Origin of the sequence: Enterobacter adelaidei (assembly GCF_041937165.1) — a bacterium.
GTDB classification, from domain to species: Bacteria; Pseudomonadota; Gammaproteobacteria; order Enterobacterales; family Enterobacteriaceae; genus Enterobacter; species Enterobacter adelaidei.
Map to the genome: position 1 here is coordinate 3,215,393 of NZ_CP154353.1, position 21,375 is coordinate 3,236,767.

The window sequence follows — 21,375 nt, forward strand, 5'->3', positions numbered from 1 at the left end:
TGGCCGCCAGGCATATACGTATGCCTGGTTTACGCTGAGTTTTGACTTTAAGGATTTTTGACGATGCAGCCCATTTCAGGTACGCCGCCACGCCCTCCGGGTGAAGGCCCTGTCACGCCGAACGTTGCCGGTGAACAACCGCTATCCACACAACAGCGCACCGTGCTGGAGCGACTGATCACGCGCCTGATTGCGCTGACGTCACAGCAAAACGCGGAAGTCTGGGCCGGGGTTAAGCATGATTTAGGTGTCCGGAACGATGCACCGCTGCAGTCGCGCCATTTCCCTGCGGCCGAGCAAAATCTGAATCAGCGTATTAATACCGCTCAGCAGAACCACACCACGCGCCAGATTGTTGCTCAGCTGACGGAGCTATTAGGCCAGGGCAATAACCGTCAGGCGGTCAGTGATTTCATCCGCCAGCAGTATGGTCAAACCGCCCTCGGCCAGTTGACTCCAGACCAGCTTAAAACCGTGCTGACGCTGCTGCAAACCAACCAGCTGTCTATTCCACAGCCTCAGATACGCCCGGCGACCGAGCGTCCGCTGCTGCCGGCCGAGCACAACACGCTCAAGCAAATGGTGACCAAGCTGGCCGCGGCCACCGGCGAGCCGACGAAGCTCATCTGGCAATCCATGCTGGAGTTGTCCGGGGTAAAAGCGGGCGAGCTGATCCCGGCGAAACAGTTTACCCATCTGGTGACCTGGCTCCAGGCGCGCCAGACGCTCAGCACCCAGAGCGCCCCTACCCTGCATACTGTCCAGGCCGCGCTGAAACAGCCGCTTGAGCCGCATGAATTTGATGCGATTCGGGATTACGCCCAGCAGACCTGGCAAGCCACGCCGCAAACGGTACTGACCACCGCGCAGGTGCAGGATCTGCTCAATCAGATCTTCGTTCGTCGCGCGGAACGGGAAAGTGGCGTCCCGGAGGTAAGAAACATTCAGCCGATCTACAGCCCGCTGTTTGCGCCGGTTGTGGAGACGTTCAGAACGCTGTCTGCCCGTCCGGGGCTGCTGTTTATTGCGCTGATGATTGCGCTGGCGATTTTCTGGCTGGTTGCCTGAGGTGTTGCCCGGTGGCGCTGCGCTTACCGGGCCTACAACGGCTCAAGTCCTGCGAAATGCCACCAGCGTCACCACGATACCAACCACCGCAGAAACCGCTCCCGCCAGGAAGACTGACGGATAGCCAAACGAAGTGGCTAACAGCCCCGCCAGCGGCCCGGTGACACCGTATGAGATATCCTGAAACGCCGCGTAGCCGCCCAATGCGGTACCGCGCACCTGCGGGGCAACACGCTTCACGACTTCAACGCCGAGCGCCGGGAAGATCAGTGAACAACCGCAGCCGGTAAGCGCTGCGCCGATCAGTGCAACAGACGCGACCGGCGCGTGCCACAGCAGCAACAAGCCAACGGTTTCTATCATCAGCGACGCCACCGCCACTTTCACGCCGCCAAAACGATCCGGCATCCAGCCAAACAGCACCCGCATCAGCACAAACGCGCCGCCAAAGGCAGTGAGTGTAAAGCCCGCCATCGCCCAGCCGCGGCTCATGAAATACAGCGAGACAAACGTACCAATCACCGCAAATCCTACGCCCTGCAGCGCCAGACCAAGACCCGGCTGCCAGATTTGGCCAATCACGCTCCACAGGGAAGGTCGTTCGCCTTTATGGGCAGGTACTTTACGGACCGAACCGTTAAACGCCCACGCCAGGAGCGGTAACAGCATGGTGGTGGCAGCCAGCGCCGCAAATCCAAACTGGCTATTGATCAGCAGTCCAAGCGGTGCGCCCGCGGCCAGCGCGCCGTAGATGGCCATACCGTTCCAGGACATCACTTTTCCGGAACGCGCAGGCCCCACAAGACCCATACCCCAGGTCAGGGTACCGGTCAGCAGCTGGCTTTCACCAAAGCCGAGGATTAAACGGCCCAGCACCAGCAGCGCAAATTTATACGCGGCGTCGACCGGCAGGAGAGCAGCCAGCAGCCACGCACCACCTGCCAGCCCGCAGGCAAACATCCCCTGCAGTGCGGAACGTTTAGCACCGTGCTGATCCGCCAGACGACCGGCGTATCCACGCGTTAATACCGTGGCTAAAAACTGAATGCCCACGGCAATGCCGACCATGGTGTTGCCATAGCCCAGTTCCTGATGAACGAACAGCGGGATCACCGGCAACGGCAGGCCAACGGTCATATAGGTCAGAAATACGGCAAAGGCGATGCGGAACAACGAGACGTTCGCTGAAGGGGTTGTTTCTGTTTGAGTTATTGCAGTCATGCTTTACTCCGAAATGAAGAGTAAGGCGGGGAAATGCCACGCCCCCTCTACCTGATTATCAGGATTAAGGTGCGTTGGTTGACGTTAAACGCTTACGCATTATCGTGAGGATAATGTTGAGTGGTGAAGTTTGCCTGTCAGATCAGCCAGTTGTCAATGCATAATAAAAGGGAGCCTTATGGCTCCCTTTCTGAATCAAACATAAAACTTATGCTTTCAGCTTGCGCATCACCAGCGTGGCGTTGGTGCCGCCGAAACCGAAGCTGTTGGACATCACGGTGGTCAGCGTCGCGTCCATTGGTTTGGTCACGATGTTCAGGCCAGCAGCCTGCTCGTCCATCTCTTCGATGTTGATGCTTGGGGCGATAAAGCCGTTTTCCAGCATCAGCAGAGAGTAGATCGCTTCCTGCACGCCAGCCGCACCCAGAGAGTGTCCGGTCATCGCTTTGGTCGCGGAGATTGCCGGGCTGTTGTCGCCGAAGACTTCACGGATTGCACCCAGCTCTTTCACGTCGCCTACCGGAGTAGAGGTACCGTGGGAGTTCAGGTAGTCGATTGGGGTATCAACACCGTGCATCGCCATCTTCATGCAGCGTACCGCGCCTTCGCCAGATGGCGCAACCATGTCAGCGCCATCAGACGTTGCACCGTAGCCCACGATCTCAGCATAGATGTGCGCGCCACGTGCCAGCGCATGTTCCAGCTCTTCAACCACAACCATACCGCCGCCGCCAGCGATAACGAAACCGTCACGGTGCGCATCATAGGTACGAGATGCTTTATCCGGGGTTTCATTGTACTTGGTGGACAGTGCGCCCATCGCGTCGAATTCACAGGCCATTTCCCAGCCCAGCTCTTCGCCGCCGCCAGCAAATACGATGTCCTGTTTACCCAGCTGGATCTGCTCAACAGCATTACCGATGCAGTGTGCAGACGTCGCACACGCGGAGCTGATGGAGTAGTTCACACCGTGAATTTTGAATGGAGTCGCCAGGCACGCGGAAACCGCGGAACCCATGGCTTTAGTTACCACGTACGGACCTACCGCTTTCAGACCACGCGGGCTGCGCATTGCGTCAGCACCGAATACCTGCGCTTTTGATGAGCCGCCGGAACCGGCAATCAGACCCACGCGCGGGTTGTTCTGATAAACCTCTTCACTCAGGCCGGAATCTTTGATCGCTTCCTGCATGGAGAGATAAGCATAAATAGAGGCATCGTTCATGAAACGAACCACTTTGCGGTCAATCAAACCGGTGGTGTCCAGTTTGACGTTACCCCATACGTGGCTGCGCATACCTGAATCTTTAAACTCTTCAGAGAAAGTGATCCCGGAGCGTCCTTCACGCAGAGATGCCAGGACTTCCTGCTGGTTATTACCGATGCTGGAGACAATGCCCAGGCCAGTAATCACTGCACGTTTCATTCAATACCTCTGTAAGTCGCACTATAGTAAGTTTCGAGTCGCACAATAGCGTACACTTGTACGCCGAACAAGTCCGATCAGCCATTTTCTGCGGAAATTTGCACCGATGGGCTCACATCGTTAAGATCGTGCCACTGCCTGTCAGACGAGTAACTTACGTGAAACAAAATGCTATACAACCCGCCAACCTCGAATTCAACGCTGAGGGTACACCTGTTTCCCGAGATTTTGATGACGTCTATTTTTCTAATGATAACGGACTGGAAGAAACCCGCTATGTTTTCCTCGACGGAAACCAGCTCAGCATTCGCTTCCCTGTACATCCGCGGAATCTGTTCGTGGTCGCCGAGAGCGGCTTCGGTACCGGACTGAATTTTCTGACCCTCTGGCAGGCGTTCGATCAGTTTCACGCTGCACACCCTGAGGCTACGCTACAAAGATTACATTTCATCAGTTTCGAAAAATTCCCGCTCACGGCGCACGATCTGCGGCTCGCCCATCAGCACTGGCCGGAACTTGCACCGTGGGCAGAGCAGCTTCAGGCGCAGTGGCCGCCTCATATTGGGGGCTGTCACCGTTTACTGCTGGACGGCGGACGCATCACACTGGATCTGTGGCTTGGCGACATCAATGAACTGACCGATAAGCTCGATGATTCGATGAATCAGAAGGTAGATGCATGGTTCCTGGACGGCTTTGCGCCTGCCAAAAACCCGGATATGTGGAGTCAGCATCTGTTCACCGCGATGGCGCGGCTGGCGCGCCCGGGCGCAACGCTCGCCACCTTTACCTCGGCAGGATTTGTCCGTCGGGGGTTGCAGGAAGCGGGCTTTACCATGCAGAAGACCAAAGGTTTTGGCCGCAAGCGCGACATGCTGGTCGGCAGGATGGATCAGACGCTGGACATTCCCGCTCAGGCGCCCTGGTTTGCACGCCGCGCCAGCGCATCGCGCGAAGTGGCGATAGTCGGCGGAGGGATCGCCAGCGCCCTGCTTTCTCTCGCCCTTCTCCACCGTGGCTGGCAGGTGACACTCTACTGTGCTGACGAGACGCCAGCAAAGGGTGCTTCCGGCAACCGTCAGGGGGCGCTCTATCCCCTTTTAAGCGCTCACGATCCCGCACTGAGTCAGTTTTTCCCGGCAGCCTTTATCTTCGCTCGTCATCTGTATGACGCCCTGCCAGTGGCATTCGACCATGACTGGTGCGGCGTGACGCAACTCGGCTGGGATGAAAAGAGCCAGCAAAAAATCACGCAGATGCTGTCGCTGGGTCTGCCTGACGAAATTGCCCGCGCGGTAAGTACGCAAGAGGTGGCAGACACCGCTGGCGTGGACACCGTCTGTGGAGGCATTCGGTATCCGCTCGGCGGCTGGCTGTGCCCGGCGGAACTGACCGCGGCGGTCATTGCTCTGGCACAATCACACGGGCTGACGGCACATTATGCTCACAAGGTTGAATCGCTGAGCCGCACAGATCGCTGGAATCTCCGTTTTGCCGATGGTAAAGAGGCGAGCCATGCCAGCGTTGTGCTGGCAAACGGGCATTACATCAGTCAGTTTGTTCAGACAGAGACGTTGCCGGTTTATCCGGTCGGCGGCCAGGTGAGCCATATCCCGACCACGCCCGAACTGAGCAAGCTGCGTCAGGTGCTGTGCTATGACGGCTATCTGACGCCGCAAAACCCGTCTAACGGCCATCACTGCATCGGCGCCAGCTACCATCGTGGCGAAACGGATATGCACTACAGCGATGCGGACCAACAGCAAAACCGCCAGCGACTGATTGACTGTTTCCCGGATGCTGCGTGGGCGAAAGAGGTTGACATCAGCGAGGGGGAAGCGCGTTGCGGCGTGCGCTGCGCCACCCGCGACCATCTGCCTATGGCGGGTAACGTACCGGACTATGAAGCAACACTGGAGGCTTATCAGGATCTTGCGGAAAACAAAGATACTGCAGTGAGTGCACCGGTGTATCCGGACCTGTTTATGCTGGGTGGGCTAGGCTCGCGGGGATTATGTTCAGCGCCATTGCTGGCTGAAGTACTTGCTGCGCAAATGAGCGAAGAGCCGATTCCGCTGGACAGAGTTACGCTTGCAGGGCTTAATCCAAACCGACTGTGGGTGCGGAAACTGCTGAAGGGGAAAAAGGTTAAGTAGGCTGTGGTCTGGAGCCCTCTCCCTGCGGGAGAGGGCTGAAAACAATTACTTCGCTTTCGCCTGCTGGAACAAATTGTCCCACATACCCAGCACCAGTGACTGATCGCGCGGAGAGAGTTCTCCTGCCTGAATAGCTTTCTCCAGGCTGCGGGTCACTTCATCATGAACGGCCTCGGCAGTGTGATCGTCCCCGGCCTCCAGCTCAGCAACGGCTAACGTCAGGTGACCACGCAGATAACCGCTGGCGAACAGCTCATCATCACTGGCGTGTTCCACCATGTCATCAATTAACGCCAGAATGCGTGATTCAAATTCTGCGATCATCTTCTTTCCTCAGTTAAAGATCTTCCGGCCAGGGGAAGCATTCCGCCGCGATCGCCGGCGTGTGGTAATAATTCTGTAAAGCCTCGATCAGACGCGCCGGACGTTCCGGAATGCCTTTCTCAAGATATTCCATCACCTGCGCATGAACGCGGCGCTGGAACACGATACGGTCTGGCTCGAAGTCGCCTTCGAGGTTGTCACAGCTCACGTTGAACGGGAAACCCGCCGCGACGCAGAATAACCATTCCAGCGCCTGCGGTTTAACCTCAACATCTTCAAACTGCCCCTGCGTTGCGGCGTCACGTCCGTCCGGGCAGTACCAGTAGCCGAAGTCCACCAGCTCGCGACGCGCTTTTCCGGCGATGCACCAGTGCGAAATCTCGTGCAACCCGCTGGCGTAAAAACCGTGAGCAAAGACGATGCGGTTATACGGCACGTCAGCATCAGCGGGAAGATAGATCGGTTCGTCGTCGCCTTTAATCAGACGGGTATTAAAATCGTCAGCAAAACAGCCGTCAAAAATCTCAATCAGCTGTTCGTATTTATGCGTACTGTTCATGAGTGCATCCCCAACCAGGTGAGGATCTCCTGTCCATGGCTGTCATAAAGAAGTTTGGCGCTCATTACCGCCGAGACGATAACAATCATTGGGCGGATAAGTTTTTGTCCTTTGCTTAACACCAGACGCGAGCCTGCACGCGCGCCCAGGAACTGCCCCGCCATCATCACAAACCCGGTTGCCCAGATAACCTTGCCGCCGATGATAAACAGCAGCAGGCCACCAAGGTTTGAGGTCGCGTTGAGCACTTTGGCATGGGCAGTGGATTTGGCAAGGTTAAACCCGGCTAGCGTCACGAACGCCAGCGCATAAAATGAACCGGCACCCGGGCCGAAGAAACCGTCGTAAAAACCCACACAGCCACCGGCAATCAGAGCAAACGGCAAGCCGTGCAGTCGACGCTGACGATCTTCTTCACCGAGTTTTGGCATCAGCAAGAAGTAAAGCCCGATGCAGATGACCAGAATTGGCAGGATCTGGCGCAAAATATCGGACTGCACGTGCTGGACCAGCAGCGCGCCCGACGTCGAGCCGATAAAGGTCATCAGAATATTGAGCTTCTGATCGGCAAGGCTAACCACCTTACGGCGGATAAAATAGAGCGATGCCGAGAGCGAACCGCCGCAAGCCTGCAGCTTATTCGTGGCTAGAGCCTGCGCCGGGCTCATGCCCGCCGCCAGTAGCGCGGGTACGGTTAACAGCCCGCCGCCGCCCGCAAGAGCATCGATAAAACCGGCCAGCATGGCCACAAAGAACAGCACCACCAGCAGCAGCGGCGACACCATAAACAGATCGACGAAATTATCCATTAAAGTACATGCTCATCCAGTAGCGCCTGGCAGGAAGGCGGCAACGGAGGCGGTGTCTTCTTCTCAGGCTTAGAGGTTCCAGGTTTGGCTGGCTCAAACCAGCTTTGCAGTTCCGCACCGCAGCCATCGCCTGGCGGCGGTAGCGGCTGGTCTTCACATTCCAGGCTGTTCGCCGGGCAGCGCAGACGCACGTGCATGTGCGCACGGTGCTGGAACCACGGGCGCACTTTACGCAGCCAGTCGCGATCGGTTCCGGCATCCAGACAGAGCTGCTGCTTGATGGCCGGGTTGACGAAAATCCGCGTGACGTCATTATCTTCTGCCGCCAGCTTGATCATGCTGGAAACATCCCGCGACCACAGGGACGGCACAACGCGCTTACCGTCGCTCGCCACCAGATCCAGCGCCTGCGGTTTCAGCAGTTGGGCGGAGGTCCAGCGCGCCTTCGGCAGCTGCAGGAAGATATCGACGTCCAGGCCGGTCTGGTGACTGGCGTGTCCACTGTTAAAACGCCCGCCGGCAGGCATTCCCATATCGCCAATCAGCATCGTGCCCAACCCGAGGTTATGTACCTGGTTTCCCAGACGCTGGATGAACAGCACCAGATCCGGATGGCCGAAATAACGACGCTGATCGGTACGCATCACCTGGTAGGTATCGGACTGCAGCGGCAGTTCCTGAGCACCGACGATACAGCCGTTAGAAAAGGCGCCAATGGACTGTGCGCTCCCCGCCACCGGGTGGGTGATTTTTTGCCATGGCGTCGCGGCCAGACTGGCTCCACTGGCGAGCAGCGCCAGCAGAGCAATTGCGGTTTTTTTCATGTTTACCAGCGTGGAATGGTGGTCGTCACATCCGCATTCTGCGCGCGCTGGCGCAGGAAGTGATCCATCAGCACGATCGCCAGCATCGCTTCCGCGATCGGCACTGCGCGGATCCCCACGCACGGATCGTGACGTCCTTTGGTGATCATCTCAACTTCTTCGCCGTCGCGGTTAATCGTATGGCCCGGCACGGTGATACTGGAGGTTGGCTTCAGCGCGATGTTGGCAACAATCTGCTGCCCGCTGCTGATCCCGCCGAGAATGCCGCCCGCATGGTTGCTCTGGAAACCGGCTTTCGTTATTTCATCGCGGTTCTGACTGCCACGAAGCTGAACCACGTCAAAACCGTCGCCAATCTCTACGCCCTTCACCGCGTTAATGCTCATCAGCGCGTGGGCAATGTCGGCGTCGAGACGGTCAAATACCGGCTCGCCCCAGCCAGCCGGAACGCCGTCCGCCACCACGGTGACTTTCGCACCAATGGAATCGCCCTCTTTTTTCAGGCCGCGCATCAGTTCGTCCAGCGCCTCCAGCTTGTCGGCATCAGCACAGAAGAACGGGTTTTGCTCTACCTGATCCCAGTCCTTAATGGCCAACGGAATGTCGCCCATCTGGGTCAGACAGCCGCGGATCACAATGCCAAACTTCTGCTGCAGGTATTTCTTGGCAATCGCCCCTGCAGCCACGCGCATCGCGGTTTCACGCGCGGAAGAACGTCCGCCGCCGCGATAGTCACGGAAGCCGTACTTTTGCTCGTAGGTGTAGTCGGCATGGCCTGGACGGAACACGTCCTTGATAGCACCGTAGTCCTGAGAACGCTGATCGGTGTTTTCGATCAGCAGACCAATGCTGGTCCCGGTGGTGCGGCCTTCAAAGACGCCAGAGAGAATTTTAACCTGGTCCGGCTCGCGACGCTGCGTGGTGTAGCGAGAGGTTCCCGGACGACGACGGTCGAGGTCGTGCTGTAAATCGGCTTCGGTCAGTTCGATGCCTGGCGGGACGCCGTCAACGATACAACCCAATGCCAGCCCGTGCGATTCACCAAAGGTGGTCACGCGGAATAACTGTCCAATACTGTTTCCTGCCATCACGGCTCCGATGTTGTTGTTTGTGTTTGAGCGTTGTGAAACGGGCCGAAGCCCGCTGGATTAATCTTTATAGATACTGAAGTGTTCGCGCGCGTCGAGCAGCTGCGCTTTGGTCAGCATAAAGACGCCGTCACCGCCGTTGTCGAATTCAAGCCAGGTGAACGGCACATCCGGGTACTGCTCTATCAGATGTACCATGCTGTTGCCTACTTCACAAATCAGAACGCCGTCGTCGGTCAGATAATCCGGCGCACAGGCCAGGATGCGACGCGTCAGCTTCAGGCCGTCAGAACCCGAAGCCAGACCCAGTTCCGGCTCGTGGCGATATTCGTTCGGCAGATCGGACATGTCTTCCGCATCAACGTACGGCGGGTTAGTGACGATGAGATCGTATTGCAGCGTTGGCAGGTCACGGAACAGATCTGAACGGATTGGCGTAACGTGGTGAATCAAACCATGTTCTTCAATGTTGTGCTCGGTCACAGCCAGCGCGTCGGTGGAGATATCCACTGCGTCCACTTCCGCTTCCGGGAAAGCATACGCGCAGGCAATCGCGATACAGCCGCTACCGGTACACATATCCAGAATGTGCTGCGGCTGATGAGCGATCAGGCCTTCAAAGTGGTTATTGATCAGCTCACCAATTGGCGAGCGCGGCACCAGCACGCGTTCATCGACATAGAACTCGTGGCCGCAGAACCAGGCTTTGTTGGTCAGGTAGGCGACCGGAATACGCTCGTTCACGCGGCGGATCACGCGTTCAACAATGCGGTGTTTTTCGCTGGAGGTCAGGCGCGCAGTGCGCATATCTTCAGGAATATCCAGCGGCAGATAGAGAGATGGCAGCACCAGCTGAACAGCCTCATCCCACGGGTTATCGGTACCGTGACCGTACCAGATATTGGCGGCGCTGAAGCGGCTAACCGACCAGCGCAACATGTCCTGTATGGTATGCAGCTCGTTTACTGCTTCATCGACAAAAATTTTATCCACTCTTTCCTCCAGGGCATGCTCGCATAATTTTCGGCGGCTAGTTTGCCATGAAGACGGCGATAAATCAGCAATGACGCGTGCCGCTTGAGGTTAAAAAATGCGTTTAGTCGGGTACACTATCGGAAATACGAGATGAGAATGACAAATGAAAAAGAAAACATCGCTCAGCGAGGAGGATCAGGCGCTCTTTCGCCAGCTCATGACCGGGACGCGTAAAATCGCGCAGGACACGATTGTCCATCGCCCGCAGCGTAAAAAAATCAGCGAAGTACCGGTTAAACGGCTGCTGCAGGAGCAGGCGGATAACAGCCACTATTTTTCAGATGAATTTCAGCCGCTGCTCAACACGCAAGGAGCGGTGAAGTATGTACGTGAAGACGTCAGCCATTTTGAGCTGAAGAAACTGCGCCGTGGGGATTATTCACCCGAGCTGTTTCTCGATCTGCATGGTTTGACGCAGATGCAGGCGAAGCAGGAGCTGGGGGCTTTAATTGCGGCCTGTCGCCGTGAACATGTTTTTTGCGCCTGCGTGATGCACGGCCACGGCAAACATATCCTCAAGCAACAAACCCCTCTGTGGCTGGCTCAGCATCCACACGTGATGGCTTTTCATCAGGCACCCAAAGAGTACGGCGGTGATGCCGCATTGCTGGTGTTGATTGAAGTAGAAGAGTGGCAGCCGCCAGAATTGCCCTGACAGAACAGCGGGAAGCATACTCTGCTCCCCGCTATAGCACACGTCACATCAGATAGCTTTTGCCATCTTCAGGTTGCACGGACTCATCTGCCAGTTGAAGGTACCTCTGCCCGTTTCGTCGAGCGTGACATTGGCAATGGCGGATGTCGTGAACATCGGCGGGGTCTCACCCGGGCAAAGCTCAGATACCAGATAGCCAACCAGTGGCAGGTGGGAAATGACCAGCGCGGAAGCGACACCTTCATTGTACAGCGCCTGAAGATAAGCGCTGACAAGGCCTACATCGCCACACGGGGTGAGTTCAGGGAGAACGTCCACACTGGCAGGCAGGTTCATACACTCCCCTACCACGTCCAGCGTCTGTTCTGCACGCAGGAACGGACTCACCAGAACGCGTTCGATGTCCACTTTTTGACCTTTAAGCCAGGTCGCCATCAGACGAGATTCGTCGCAGCCACAGACGGTCAAAGGACGTACTGAGTCACTGGCGGCATCGAGTGCCGCGTCGCCGTGACGCATGATAAAAACTTGCATATTGCACCGCTTTTGTTAACCAGAATCACCGGCGTTAACTACCCGCGATAACTGCTGAGAGGTAGAAAACCCGATGGCCGGGCATTGTGCCTGATCCATTCGGTGAATGAAACGCTGTTTTTTACCTCAATGGCGTAAGTATAGTCAATCTCTGTTTACAAAATCGCCAGAACAGGTTCATTCACTTCAGGATTTACCCTTCTTTGACCTCAACTTACGAGGACAGTTTCCCTTACAGGCCAAAATGTCTGGCCCTGTTCCGCCATCTGCAATAATTCGTCACACGGTGTAAACCGTGGACCATACTGCGAGGCCAAACGTTGCAGGATAGCAACCACTTCACCCGCACCAAGCGTATCCATGTAACGGAACGGGCCGCCAAGGAACGGCGGGAAACCAATGCCGAATACCGCGCCGATGTCACCATCACGCGCGCTCCTGATAACCAGCTCACCAAAGCAGCGCGCCGCTTCATTGAGCATCATCATCACACACCGTTCAGCACACTGAACGGCAGACAGTTTTCCCTGACCGGCGGTCGAAATAAGCCCATAAACAGAAGGGTCGACCTGTTTCTTGCTTTTACGCCCTTTCGCGCCGTAAAGATAGAAACCGCGTTCATTTTTTCTGCCTTTGCGATCGTCCTTCAAAATTGCAGAAACAATATTTGCAGGCGGGGTAAAACGATCGCCATAAGCGGCTTCCAGCACTGGTATAATTTTAGTTCCGGTGTCTATTCCCACCTCATCCAAAAGTTGGATTGGCCCAACAGGGAAACCAAACTTGACGAGCGCCTCGTCGACGTGCTCGATTTTCTCGCCTTCTGTCAGCAACCGCATGGCCTCATTAATATAGGGAGCCAGAATGCGGTTAACGTAAAAACCGGCTTTGTCCGCCACAACGATCGGTGTCTTACCCTGCATCTTGGCCAGTTTCACCACGGTGGCAATGGTTTGCGGGCTGGTTGTGGCATGCGGGATCACTTCCACCAGCGGCATTTTTTCTACCGGGCTAAAGAAGTGCAGGCCAATCACCTGCTCCGGACGCACGGCTTTCGCCGCGATATCGCCAATCGGCAATGACGACGTGTTTGAGGCAAAAATGGTGTGCGGGGCGCAATGTAGCTCAACGTCTGCCACCATCTGCTGCTTAAGCGTCAGATCCTCAAACACGGCTTCAATCACCAGATCGCGATGCGCGAAACCGCTGTAATCCGTCGTACCGGAGATCATCGCCAGGGTTTTATCACGTTCGCTTGCCCTGATATGGCGGCGTTTGACCTTCTGATCAAGGTTCTGCCAGCTGTACTGCAGCGCGTGGTTGATCCCTTTCGCAGCGATGTCTTTGATACGGACGGGCAATTTACCTTTGCTTGCGGTAACAAAAGATATTCCGCCGCCCATTAGCCCACCACCCAGCACGCCAACGGCGCGCAGCGGAGCAGGTTTAGCCTCACTACCCGGATCTTTTTTCACCTCAGTGCTGGCAAAGAAAATGCTGCGCAGCGCCTGTGACTGCGGCGTCATTGCCAGTTCACCAAAGGCTTTAGCCTCAGCGGCATAGCCGCTACTGCTGCCCTGCGAGAGCCCGGTTTCAATCACCTCAAGAATTCGCTTCGCCGCCGGGTAGTTGCCTTTGGTTTTCTGTTCAGTCTTTTTACCCACCATACTGAACAGCAAAGCACGTCCCAACGGCCCGGCCAGAACGCGTTCGCGCACGGGGAGAGGACGTTTAGCCTGGCGTCCTTTCAGAGCCAGTTCGACTGCAGCCTCCAGCAAAATGGAATGAGGAACCACTTCATCAACCAGGCCGGCTTTCAGGGCCTGGCGGGCACGCAGTTGCTTACCCGTCAGGATCATTTCAAGCGCAGTGCTGACCCCCACAAGGCGTGGCAGACGCTGCGTTCCCCCGGAGCCTGGCAGCAGGCCTAACTGCACTTCCGGCAGACCCAGAATGGTTTTTGCGTCATCGGTACAGATACGGCTATGACAGGCCAGCGCCAGCTCCAGTCCTCCGCCCAGACATGCGCCGTGGATCGCGGCAATCACCGGGATCGGCAGAGCGTTGATCTCCGCCATCACCTGCTGGCCCTGACGCGCCAGCTCTTCGGCTTCCAGAGCACTTTGCGCACGGGCGATCATGTTAATGTCGGCTCCGGCAATAAAGTTGTCCGGCTTAGCAGAGATAAACACCAGGCCACGAATGGCCTGGTTTTCACGGATCTGCTTTAGCATCGCGCGAACCTGAACACCAAATTCAGCCTTCAGGGTATTCATCTTTTCATCAGGCACATCAACAGTGATAACGGCGACGTTATCGAGGCGAACCGTCAGATTAAATGCGGATGGCATATCCATTATTCGGCCTCCAGAACCATTGCTGCACCAAGGCCCCCCGCCGCACAGGCGGTAACAAGGCCAAACCCGCCGCCACGGCGACGTAGCTCGTGTAATGTTTGCGTGATCATCCTCGCCCCTGTGGCGGCAAACGGATGACCATAGGCGATAGAGCCGCCCAGCACGTTGAATTTGCTTTGATCCACTTCACCAGTGGCATGGGCACGGCCCAGCACATCTCGCGCAAAACGCTCGCTTGCCAGTAACTGCACGTTTGCCAGGGTTTGTGCGGCAAAGGCTTCGTGCATATCAATCAGGGTTAAATCAGCCAGCGTCAGCCCTGCGCGATCCAGTGCCAGCGGCGTGGACCAGGCAGGCCCTAACAGCATGTCCTGCCAGACATCAATGGCGGTAAAAGCGTAGCTGCGCAAATAGCCCAGGGGGGTGATACCCAGCTCTTTCGCGCGGGATTCGGTCATCAGGATCACCGCAGCTGCGCCGTCCGTCAGTGGCGTGCTGTTAGCCGCAGTTACCGTGCCATGTTTCCGGTCAAACGCAGGGCGCAGTTTTGCATAATCTGCCAGCGTCGAGGTGCCGCGGATATTGTTATCTTCGGCGAGCGGTTCACGGTATGGCGGGATATAAGCGGTCATCACTTCATCAGCCAGTTTACCTTCAGACCAGGCTTTCGCTGCCAGCTGATGTGAACGGTGGGCCAGCGCATCCTGCTGCTCGCGGGTAATGCCATAGGTCTTCGCCATCTGCTCGGCGGTATCGCCCATGCGCAGACCCGTGGAATATTCCGCTACGGCAGGAGGCACAGGCATGAGATCGCGCAGGCGTAAACGAGAGAAGAGTTTGAGCTTTTGTCCGGTTGTGCAGGATTTGTTGGCATCCACCAGGATGCGCGCCAGCTTTTTACTGACCCCGATCGGCAGTACCGAAGAGGAGTCCGCCCCGCCGGCGATCCCGGCACGAATGGTGCCCGCCATCAGGCTTTCAGCCACGTTCGCTACAGCCTGGAAGCTGGTCGCGCACGCGCGGCTGACGCTGTAGGCATCAGTATGGACATTCATTCCGGTACCGAGGACGATTTCCCGCGCAATATTCGGTGCTTCAGGCATCTGCACGACCTGACCGAAAACCAGCTGTTCGATGACCTCTGGCGGAATTTCGCTGCGAGCCAGCATCTCCCCCACCACCATTTTCCCGAGGTCAACGGCCGGTATGCCATGAAACGCCGTTGCCTGACGCGCAAATGGCGTACGCAATCCACTGACGATGGCAATGCGATCGCCCTGACGGGTAATAAGCGGTAATGCCTGACTCATAACACTCCCCTGTAAAATATTTTGCGCAAACATGAGTGGTCTGACCTGATAATAGTCTTAACCATTTTTTTACATTCAGCCAATCAGGGAAACGAAAAAGTGCGAGCTAAAACACAGAGAAGAAAAAGAAAATGCCCCTGCATGGCAGAGGCATTTACGAGGTATGTCAGCGGGCAAAAAGAATTAACGCAGACCCAACTGGAAAATCAGCGTTTCTGCTTCGCAGGCGAACACAAAGTCGATATCCAGCTTCACGCCACCTTCCACTTCGGTAAAGGTCGACTTGATTTCACACGGATCGGATTCCACATCACGCGCACGCTTGCTCAGCGCGGTCAGGGTCTCTTCCGCTTCGGCACGGTTAGTGAATACACGGCTGTAAGAGGCGGTGCAATCGGAGTTGTCCATGATGGTGCCAACATCCATACAGCAGCAAACCGGGGTTTCATCAGCACTGCATTTACTCATAGCTCAATTTCCTCTGTATTCGCGCAATGCGCGAGATAAACACGATGCTGATATTTTACGCCCCGACGCTGGCTCTCTCCAGCCGTTAATGGCGCAAAATCGGATAAGTGACCAATATCACACTAAAAAATGATCTAAAACAAAAACCCCCCTTTTGGGTGAGTCGCGATGGTCACATTTTTGCCAAGCAGATCTCGTTTCACGAAACATGTTTGAAAATATTAATAAACAAACTTGCAACATTCCTGCTGGTCAGACCTATACTCACGCCACTGGTCTGATTTGTCTGTCATACCTCAGACCCTACACTTCGCGCTCCTGTTACGGTATGTAACAATTATTGAATAAAAATAACTCAATGAGGTTATGGTCATGAGCCAGAAAACCCTGTTCAACAAGACTGCGCTGGCAGTCGCAGTGGCACTCGTCTCCACTTCCGCATGGTCAGCGGGCTTTCAGTTAAACGAATTTTCTTCCTCTGGCCTTGGCCGCGCATATTCCGGGGAAGGCGCCATCGCTGATGATGCGGGTAACGCAAGTCGTAACCCGGCACTGATTATGATGTTTGACCGCCCAACGTTCTCTGCCGGTGCTGTCTATATTGACCCGGATGTTAATATCTCTGGTAAATCGCCGTCCGGTAAGAGCCTGAATGCGGACAACATCGCCCCAAGCGCCTGGGTTCCAAACGTACATTTTGTTGCACCTATTAACGACCAGTTTGGTTGGGGGGCATCAGTGACCTCTAACTTTGGTCTGGCGACCGAATATGGCGATAACTATGCAGCGGGTACGATGGGCGGTAAAACTGACCTGAAAACCGTTAACCTGAACCTGAGCGGCGCCTATCGTCTGAACGACAACTGGAGCTTTGGTGTTGGTTTTGATGCGGTTTACGCCGATGCAAAAATCGAGCGCTATGCGGGTGACGCCGGCATGCTGGCTGCCGGTCAGATTCTCTCTCAGGTACCAAACCTGCCTGCGGCAGCACGCCCGGCCGCCATCGCCAAAGCCAAACAGCTGGCCGCCATCCCTGCCGACACCCAGATTGCACGCCTGAAAGGCAGCGAGTGGGGCTATGGCTGGAACGCGGGTATTCTGTATGAGCTGGATAAAAACAACCGTTGGGGTTTGACCTACCGTTCTGAAGTGAAAATCGACTTCGACGGAGATTACAACAGCAACATGAGCACCGCCGTCCCGGGTTTCCCGTATCCAACTGGTGGCAGAACTATTCCGGGCTCTCTGACGCTTAACCTGCCAGAAATGTGGGAAGTTTCCGGTTACAACAAAGTTGCGCCACAATGGGCAGTTCACTACAGCATGGCTTATACCAGCTGGAGTCAGTTCCAGGAGCTGAAAGCGACCGGCTCTAATGGCCAGACGCTTTTCTATAAGGATGAGAGCTTCAAAGACTCTTACCGTATCGCGCTGGGTACCACCTACTACTACGATACTAACTGGACCTTCCGTACCGGTATCGCCTTTGATGATAGCCCGGTTCCGGCTCAGACCCGTTCCATTTCTATCCCGGATCAGGACCGCTTCTGGTTGAGCGCAGGTGCGACTTATGCGTTCAATAAAGATGCTTCTGTTGACGTAGGTGCCTCTTACATGCACGGTCAGTCCGTGACCATCAAAGAAGGTCCGTACGAGTTCCGTTCTGAAGGTAAAGCCTGGCTGTTCGGTACTAACTTCAACTACGCGTTCTAATCTCGCGGGATCAAAAAAGGTGAGCATCGCTCACCTTTTTTATTTACTGCGAATCGATGTCTTTTAATTCATTTTCGATGGCCTTGGCGTTTGGATTCTCTTCCGGCTTCAGCTTACCGCCGTTGGCAATAAAGTCATGATTCTGGAAGTAGGCTTCACGCACCATAATGTACGGGTCAGAAGACTGGCGCAGCAGACCATCAGAGTCGAGCAGTTGCGCACGGGTTTCAATCCCTTCCACCGTCCATTTACCCACCGACAGCGGCCAGGTCAGCCACGACAGAACCGGATACAGCGTATCCACCATATCGCCGCCGTCATCACGGAGGGTGAAACTGCCGTAGAACGGTAGCTGCATGTATGGACCATATCCCACGCCGTAATGCCCCATCGTGCTGCCGAACCGGTGCGGCTGTTCACGCTGCAGTTTCGGGTTGGCCATACCCGCAACATCAATGAAGCCACCCATCCCCAGCAGGGAGTTCAGGAAGAAGCGAGTAAAGTGCACCATCCCCTGATACGGGTCACCCTGAAGGAAATAGTTCACCATTACCGCAGGCTCTTCGAGGTTGCTGGTAAAATTGCTTAACCCATTACGAGCGGGTTGCGGAACATAATCGCGCCATGCCACTGCCACCGGGCGAACCACATACGGGTCCAGCACGTTGTAGTTGAAGTTATACATTGTGCGGTTAAATCCTTCGAGAGGATCGGAGCGTCCCGTTTGCTCTCCTGAGCTGGCGCAGCCCATAAGCATCGTCGCGCCCAACGCAAGCGCCGACAGCCGAAGTTTCATAAATATCTCCCTGTTCAGTTTGGCTATCGTTGATTGCCATCCGTAACGGAACCTTTAAATGCTCCGTCTGTAAACGTGCAAGCGATTGTAACAGCACGTTTACCGATGTCTATGAGCACAATTACGGGCAGTAACCAGCGTGACTCTGATCTCAGCATAGCCTGGCTTTTGGAATTCGTTTCGCTGGCAATTTTATAATGTGTTTGAAAGAGATGTCTCGCCTTTGTTGCTATTGCCACCAATTTAAGAGCTTCCCCACAGGCAGCCCAATAAAAACCGCTACGCTTAGAAGAAAATCAACCTGCGGGAGTCATTATGAAAGAAGTTGGCGAAGAAAAAGTGGGAGAAAATAATGAGAAGATTGAAGTTGAGAGCGAAGAGAAAGCCCGCGGCGAGAAGATAGAAATTGACGAAGATCGCCTCCCCTCCCGCGCGATGGCGATCCACGAGCATATTCGCCAGGATGGCGAAAAAGAGATGGAACGTGATGCCATGGCCCTTTTCTGGTCAGCTATAGCTGCCGGACTTTCAATGGCGGCTTCTCTGCTTGCAAAAGGCATCTTTCATGTTCAACTGGATGGTGTGCCCGGCGGTTTTTTACTCGAGAATCTCGGCTATACCTTCGGCTTCATTATCGTCATCATGGCGCGGCAGCAGCTGTTTACGGAAAACACCGTTACCGCCGTTCTGCCTGTGATGCAAAACCCTACCCTCGGTAATTTCGGTTTACTGATGCGTCTGTGGAGCGTGGTCCTGCTGGGCAATCTCATCGGTACAGGCGTCGCGGCCTGGGCATTTGAATATATGCCGATATTTGATGAACCCACCCGCGATGCGTTTGTGAAAATTGGCATGGATGTGATGAAAAATACGCCAGCCGAAATGTTCTCCAATGCCATCATTTCCGGCTGGATTATCGCCACGATGGTCTGGATGTTTCCTTCAGCCGGCAGCGCCAAAATTGTGGTAATCATCTTGATGACCTGGCTGATTGCGCTGGCTGACACGACGCATATCGTGGTGGGTAGCATTGAAATACTCTATCTGGTCTTTAATGGCACACTTCACTGGAGCGATTTTTTCTGGCCATTCGCCCTGCCGACGCTTGCGGGCAACATCTGCGGCGGGACATTCATCTTCGCGCTGTTGAGCCATGCGCAAATCCGTAACGACATGTCGAACAAACGCAAAGCAGAGCTTAAGGCACGGGAAAATGATGATAAATCGACAAAAAAATCGGCATGAATGGTGACTCTTTGAGCAGTCAGGCGGCAATGCGCTTAACGCAAAGTGTAAATAACGTTATACTCGTGCCGCCTCGTCCCCTTAGTTAAATGGATATAACGAGCCCCTCCTAAGGGCTAGTTGCAGGTTCGATTCCTGCAGGGGACACCATTTCTTCATTACCCGTCATTTCCTACCATTACCAAAATCCTTGATATCGTTGTCACACAATGCGGCCTACGTTACCGCACATTACCCAACATGGATTGACTACGCCGAACTATTGCGGGCATATTGTGGGCACACTGCAAAATGACCACGGATTTATGCCCACATGCTTACGGTAAAGCAAATCGACGCAGCTAAACCTGCGGAAAAATCATATCGCCTCGCGGATGCCGGAGGACTTTTCCTGTTCGTTCCGCCATCAGGAAAAAAGGTATGGCGAATGCGTTACCGGTACGAAGGGAAGGAAAAGACGCTGGTCATTGGCCCATACCCTGAAATTTCCCTCACCGAAGCACGGGCTAAACAGTCAGAAGCAAAAATGAAGTTGCTGACTGGAGTTGATCCGGCCGAGCAGAAGCAGGCATTAAAGAAGAAAGAGAAAGAAGATGCAGCTGACTCTTTCGGCGATATCTTCCGCGAGTGGCATGCGCATAAATCCAAGGTGTGGTCGAAGGGATATGCTGACGAGATGATGAGCATGTTCACCGACGACATATTGCCGGTCATCGGTCACTTACGCATGGATGATGTAGAGCCAATGACGCTGCTGAAGGTTATCAGGCTATTCGAGGACAGGGGCGCAATGGAACGCGCTGACAAAGCGAGGAGAAGGTGTGGTGAGGTGTTCAGTTATGCGATCATAACCGGCCGAGCTAAATACAACCCATCCAGAGACCTTGCTGGCGCGATGAAAGGATACCGGAAACAGAACTACCCTTTCCTTCCTATGCATCGTATACACGAATTCCAGAGGGCATTAAACGCATATGGCGGCTGGATTGTCTCGAAGATAGCGGCGCAGATTCTTCATTATACGGCCATGCGTACTGTGGAGTTGCGTTCGCTGGTATGGACGGGAATTGATTACGAAACCAGGTTAATCAGCGTTGACCCTGAGGTCATGAAAGGCAGGAAGCTTCACGTAGTCCCAATGTCAGACCAGGTTATAGAACTATTCAAGTTCCTGCAACAAATCACTGGTCAGTATGAGCTCTGCTTCCCCGGCAGAACCGACAGGAAGAAACCTATCAGTGAGAACGCTGTCCTTGGCGTGATACGCAGTATTGGCTACGAAGGACAGACAAGCGGTCATGGCATGCGGCATCAATTCAGCACCGTGCTCAACGAGAAGCACTGGAACAAGGACGCGATAGAGATGCAGCTGGCGCACGTTAGCGGCGGAACTCGCTCAGTGTACAACCATGCTGAGTATCTCGATACGCGTCGCGAAATGATGCAGTGGTGGGCTGATTATCTAGATGAGAAGGCGGCATAGCGCCACCTACATCACCGGACAATCATCAAACTCGCCCGAGCGAGCATCGTTGATGCTGTAGGTGCAACAAAAAACCCGCCGAAGCGGGTTAGTTTGTTTTTATTTTAGCTAGGCAGGCGTCGCTGTACATATCCTCCCCACGCACCACCCTTATCTTTCCCGGTGAAGCTGACGTTCATTCCTCTTTCGGTGGTTTGGTATTCCACGATATCTTTCATGGCTGACAGGTATCGACGCATTTCTGAGATATCTTTCTGCATCTCCAAGTGCTGCTTAACAATGCCGTACATTGCATGGATACGAA

At 55.0% G+C, this 21,375-nt stretch carries 19 protein-coding genes and 1 tRNA gene; 7 read left to right on the forward strand and 13 right to left on the reverse strand.

Annotated features, from left to right (window positions below; translation table 11 throughout):
• Positions 1 to 63 precede the first annotated feature (63 nt).
• Positions 64 to 1,068, forward strand: coding sequence for a flagella biosynthesis regulator Flk (flk, locus tag AAHF05_RS15540; RefSeq protein WP_129324699.1), 1,005 nt, complete (start codon positions 64 to 66; stop codon positions 1,066 to 1,068).
• A 42-nt stretch (positions 1,069 to 1,110) separates the two neighbouring features.
• Here the strand turns inward: flk and AAHF05_RS15545 are convergent, their stop codons facing one another.
• Together AAHF05_RS15545 and fabB are read right to left on the reverse strand one after the other, a co-directional pair.
• Complete coding sequence (locus AAHF05_RS15545; protein WP_129324700.1) at positions 1,111 to 2,289, reverse strand: MFS transporter; 1,179 nt, start codon at positions 2,287 to 2,289, stop codon at positions 1,111 to 1,113.
• A gap of 208 nt (positions 2,290 to 2,497) precedes the next feature.
• Entirely contained in the window at positions 2,498 to 3,715 is a 1,218-nt protein-coding gene (gene fabB / locus AAHF05_RS15550) for a beta-ketoacyl-ACP synthase I (RefSeq protein ID WP_028016207.1), read from the reverse strand.
• A gap of 158 nt (positions 3,716 to 3,873) precedes the next feature.
• Between fabB and mnmC the strand changes: the two genes are divergently transcribed.
• Complete coding sequence (gene mnmC, locus AAHF05_RS15555) at positions 3,874 to 5,871, forward strand: bifunctional tRNA (5-methylaminomethyl-2-thiouridine)(34)-methyltransferase MnmD/FAD-dependent 5-carboxymethylaminomethyl-2-thiouridine(34) oxidoreductase MnmC (RefSeq protein ID WP_129324701.1); 1,998 nt, start codon at positions 3,874 to 3,876, stop codon at positions 5,869 to 5,871.
• Between the two features lie 45 nt (positions 5,872 to 5,916).
• Here the strand turns inward: mnmC and AAHF05_RS15560 are convergent, their stop codons facing one another.
• Genes AAHF05_RS15560 through prmB form a run of 6 tightly spaced genes read right to left on the reverse strand, consistent with a single transcriptional unit; the run spans position 5,917 to position 10,468 of the window.
• The gene (locus AAHF05_RS15560; RefSeq protein WP_028016205.1) at positions 5,917 to 6,195 is read right to left on the reverse strand and encodes a YfcL family protein; all 279 of its coding nucleotides are present in this window, start codon (positions 6,193 to 6,195) and stop codon (positions 5,917 to 5,919) included.
• Positions 6,196 to 6,208: 13 nt separating this feature from the next.
• Positions 6,209 to 6,754 (reverse strand): elongation factor P hydroxylase, encoded by a 546-nt coding sequence (locus tag AAHF05_RS15565; RefSeq protein ID WP_108090844.1) that lies wholly within the window; start codon positions 6,752 to 6,754, stop codon positions 6,209 to 6,211.
• Positions 6,751 to 7,563: a sulfite exporter TauE/SafE family protein gene (locus AAHF05_RS15570; RefSeq protein ID WP_028016203.1), complete on the reverse strand. Its 813-nt coding sequence runs from the start codon at positions 7,561 to 7,563 to the stop codon at positions 6,751 to 6,753. Before AAHF05_RS15570 ends, AAHF05_RS15565 begins: the two co-directional genes overlap by 4 nt.
• Complete coding sequence (gene mepA, locus AAHF05_RS15575) at positions 7,563 to 8,387, reverse strand: penicillin-insensitive murein endopeptidase (protein WP_129324702.1); 825 nt, start codon at positions 8,385 to 8,387, stop codon at positions 7,563 to 7,565. Before mepA ends, AAHF05_RS15570 begins: the two co-directional genes overlap by 1 nt.
• Positions 8,388 to 8,389: 2 nt before the next feature.
• On the reverse strand, positions 8,390 to 9,475 hold the full coding sequence (gene aroC, locus AAHF05_RS15580) for a chorismate synthase (protein ID WP_029742149.1): 1,086 nt from the start codon (positions 9,473 to 9,475) through the stop codon (positions 8,390 to 8,392).
• 60 nt (positions 9,476 to 9,535) lie between these two features.
• Complete coding sequence (gene prmB / locus AAHF05_RS15585; RefSeq protein ID WP_129324703.1) at positions 9,536 to 10,468, reverse strand: 50S ribosomal protein L3 N(5)-glutamine methyltransferase; 933 nt, start codon at positions 10,466 to 10,468, stop codon at positions 9,536 to 9,538.
• A gap of 145 nt (positions 10,469 to 10,613) precedes the next feature.
• Between prmB and smrB the strand changes: the two genes are divergently transcribed.
• Positions 10,614 to 11,165: an endonuclease SmrB gene (gene smrB / locus AAHF05_RS15590; protein WP_008502613.1), complete on the forward strand. Its 552-nt coding sequence runs from the start codon at positions 10,614 to 10,616 to the stop codon at positions 11,163 to 11,165.
• Between the two features lie 48 nt (positions 11,166 to 11,213).
• Here the strand turns inward: smrB and sixA are convergent, their stop codons facing one another.
• From sixA to AAHF05_RS15610, 4 genes are all read right to left on the reverse strand, one after another.
• The gene (gene sixA, locus AAHF05_RS15595) at positions 11,214 to 11,699 is read right to left on the reverse strand and encodes a phosphohistidine phosphatase SixA (RefSeq protein ID WP_028016199.1); all 486 of its coding nucleotides are present in this window, start codon (positions 11,697 to 11,699) and stop codon (positions 11,214 to 11,216) included.
• Positions 11,700 to 11,908: 209 nt separating this feature from the next.
• Entirely contained in the window at positions 11,909 to 14,056 is a 2,148-nt protein-coding gene (fadJ, locus tag AAHF05_RS15600; RefSeq protein WP_129324704.1) for a fatty acid oxidation complex subunit alpha FadJ, read from the reverse strand.
• Positions 14,056 to 15,366: an acetyl-CoA C-acyltransferase FadI gene (gene fadI, locus AAHF05_RS15605; protein WP_129324705.1), complete on the reverse strand. Its 1,311-nt coding sequence runs from the start codon at positions 15,364 to 15,366 to the stop codon at positions 14,056 to 14,058. Before fadI ends, fadJ begins: the two co-directional genes overlap by 1 nt.
• Before the next feature lie 183 nt (positions 15,367 to 15,549).
• Positions 15,550 to 15,834 carry a YfcZ/YiiS family protein gene (locus AAHF05_RS15610; protein ID WP_129324706.1) on the reverse strand — a complete coding sequence of 95 codons (285 nt, stop codon included), beginning with the start codon at positions 15,832 to 15,834 and terminating at the stop codon, positions 15,550 to 15,552.
• 372 nt (positions 15,835 to 16,206) lie between these two features.
• Between AAHF05_RS15610 and fadL the strand changes: the two genes are divergently transcribed.
• Positions 16,207 to 17,547 (forward strand): long-chain fatty acid transporter FadL, encoded by a 1,341-nt coding sequence (gene fadL, locus AAHF05_RS15615; RefSeq protein WP_164989111.1) that lies wholly within the window; start codon positions 16,207 to 16,209, stop codon positions 17,545 to 17,547.
• Between the two features lie 43 nt (positions 17,548 to 17,590).
• Here fadL and mlaA read toward each other — a convergent pair whose 3' ends face one another.
• Positions 17,591 to 18,343 (reverse strand): phospholipid-binding lipoprotein MlaA, encoded by a 753-nt coding sequence (gene mlaA / locus AAHF05_RS15620; protein ID WP_129324708.1) that lies wholly within the window; start codon positions 18,341 to 18,343, stop codon positions 17,591 to 17,593.
• A 315-nt stretch (positions 18,344 to 18,658) separates the two neighbouring features.
• On the opposite strand from mlaA, the gene AAHF05_RS15625 reads away from it, so the two are divergent.
• From AAHF05_RS15625 to AAHF05_RS15635, 3 genes are all read left to right on the forward strand, one after another.
• Entirely contained in the window at positions 18,659 to 19,588 is a 930-nt protein-coding gene (locus tag AAHF05_RS15625; protein WP_129324709.1) for a formate/nitrite transporter family protein, read from the forward strand.
• A gap of 75 nt (positions 19,589 to 19,663) precedes the next feature.
• Positions 19,664 to 19,738 (forward strand) — tRNA-Arg (locus tag AAHF05_RS15630).
• A 163-nt stretch (positions 19,739 to 19,901) separates the two neighbouring features.
• A complete protein-coding gene (locus AAHF05_RS15635; protein ID WP_374936356.1) occupies positions 19,902 to 21,071 on the forward strand; it encodes a tyrosine-type recombinase/integrase in 1,170 nt (389 codons plus the stop codon).
• Positions 21,072 to 21,375 lie beyond the last annotated feature (304 nt).

Excerpts from the sequence above, each read along its gene's own strand:
- flk (WP_129324699.1), top strand. The coding sequence starts at position 64 with ATGCAGCCCATTTCAGGTACGCCGCCACGCCCTCCGGGTGAAGGCCCT.
- AAHF05_RS15545 (WP_129324700.1), bottom strand. The coding sequence starts at position 2,289 with ATGACTGCAATAACTCAAACAGAAACAACCCCTTCAGCGAACGTCTCG.
- fabB (WP_028016207.1), bottom strand. The coding sequence starts at position 3,715 with ATGAAACGTGCAGTGATTACTGGCCTGGGCATTGTCTCCAGCATCGGT.
- AAHF05_RS15560 (WP_028016205.1), bottom strand. The coding sequence starts at position 6,195 with ATGATCGCAGAATTTGAATCACGCATTCTGGCGTTAATTGATGACATG.
- AAHF05_RS15565 (WP_108090844.1), bottom strand. The coding sequence starts at position 6,754 with ATGAACAGTACGCATAAATACGAACAGCTGATTGAGATTTTTGACGGC.
- AAHF05_RS15570 (WP_028016203.1), bottom strand. The coding sequence starts at position 7,563 with ATGGATAATTTCGTCGATCTGTTTATGGTGTCGCCGCTGCTGCTGGTG.
- mepA (WP_129324702.1), bottom strand. The coding sequence starts at position 8,387 with ATGAAAAAAACCGCAATTGCTCTGCTGGCGCTGCTCGCCAGTGGAGCC.
- aroC (WP_029742149.1), bottom strand. The coding sequence starts at position 9,475 with ATGGCAGGAAACAGTATTGGACAGTTATTCCGCGTGACCACCTTTGGT.
- smrB (WP_008502613.1), top strand. The coding sequence starts at position 10,614 with ATGAAAAAGAAAACATCGCTCAGCGAGGAGGATCAGGCGCTCTTTCGC.
- sixA (WP_028016199.1), bottom strand. The coding sequence starts at position 11,699 with ATGCAAGTTTTTATCATGCGTCACGGCGACGCGGCACTCGATGCCGCC.
- fadJ (WP_129324704.1), bottom strand. The coding sequence starts at position 14,056 with ATGGATATGCCATCCGCATTTAATCTGACGGTTCGCCTCGATAACGTC.
- fadI (WP_129324705.1), bottom strand. The coding sequence starts at position 15,366 with ATGAGTCAGGCATTACCGCTTATTACCCGTCAGGGCGATCGCATTGCC.
- AAHF05_RS15610 (WP_129324706.1), bottom strand. The coding sequence starts at position 15,834 with ATGAGTAAATGCAGTGCTGATGAAACCCCGGTTTGCTGCTGTATGGAT.
- fadL (WP_164989111.1), top strand. The coding sequence starts at position 16,207 with ATGAGCCAGAAAACCCTGTTCAACAAGACTGCGCTGGCAGTCGCAGTG.
- mlaA (WP_129324708.1), bottom strand. The coding sequence starts at position 18,343 with ATGAAACTTCGGCTGTCGGCGCTTGCGTTGGGCGCGACGATGCTTATG.
- AAHF05_RS15625 (WP_129324709.1), top strand. The coding sequence starts at position 18,659 with ATGAAAGAAGTTGGCGAAGAAAAAGTGGGAGAAAATAATGAGAAGATT.
- AAHF05_RS15635 (WP_374936356.1), top strand. The coding sequence starts at position 19,902 with ATGCTTACGGTAAAGCAAATCGACGCAGCTAAACCTGCGGAAAAATCA.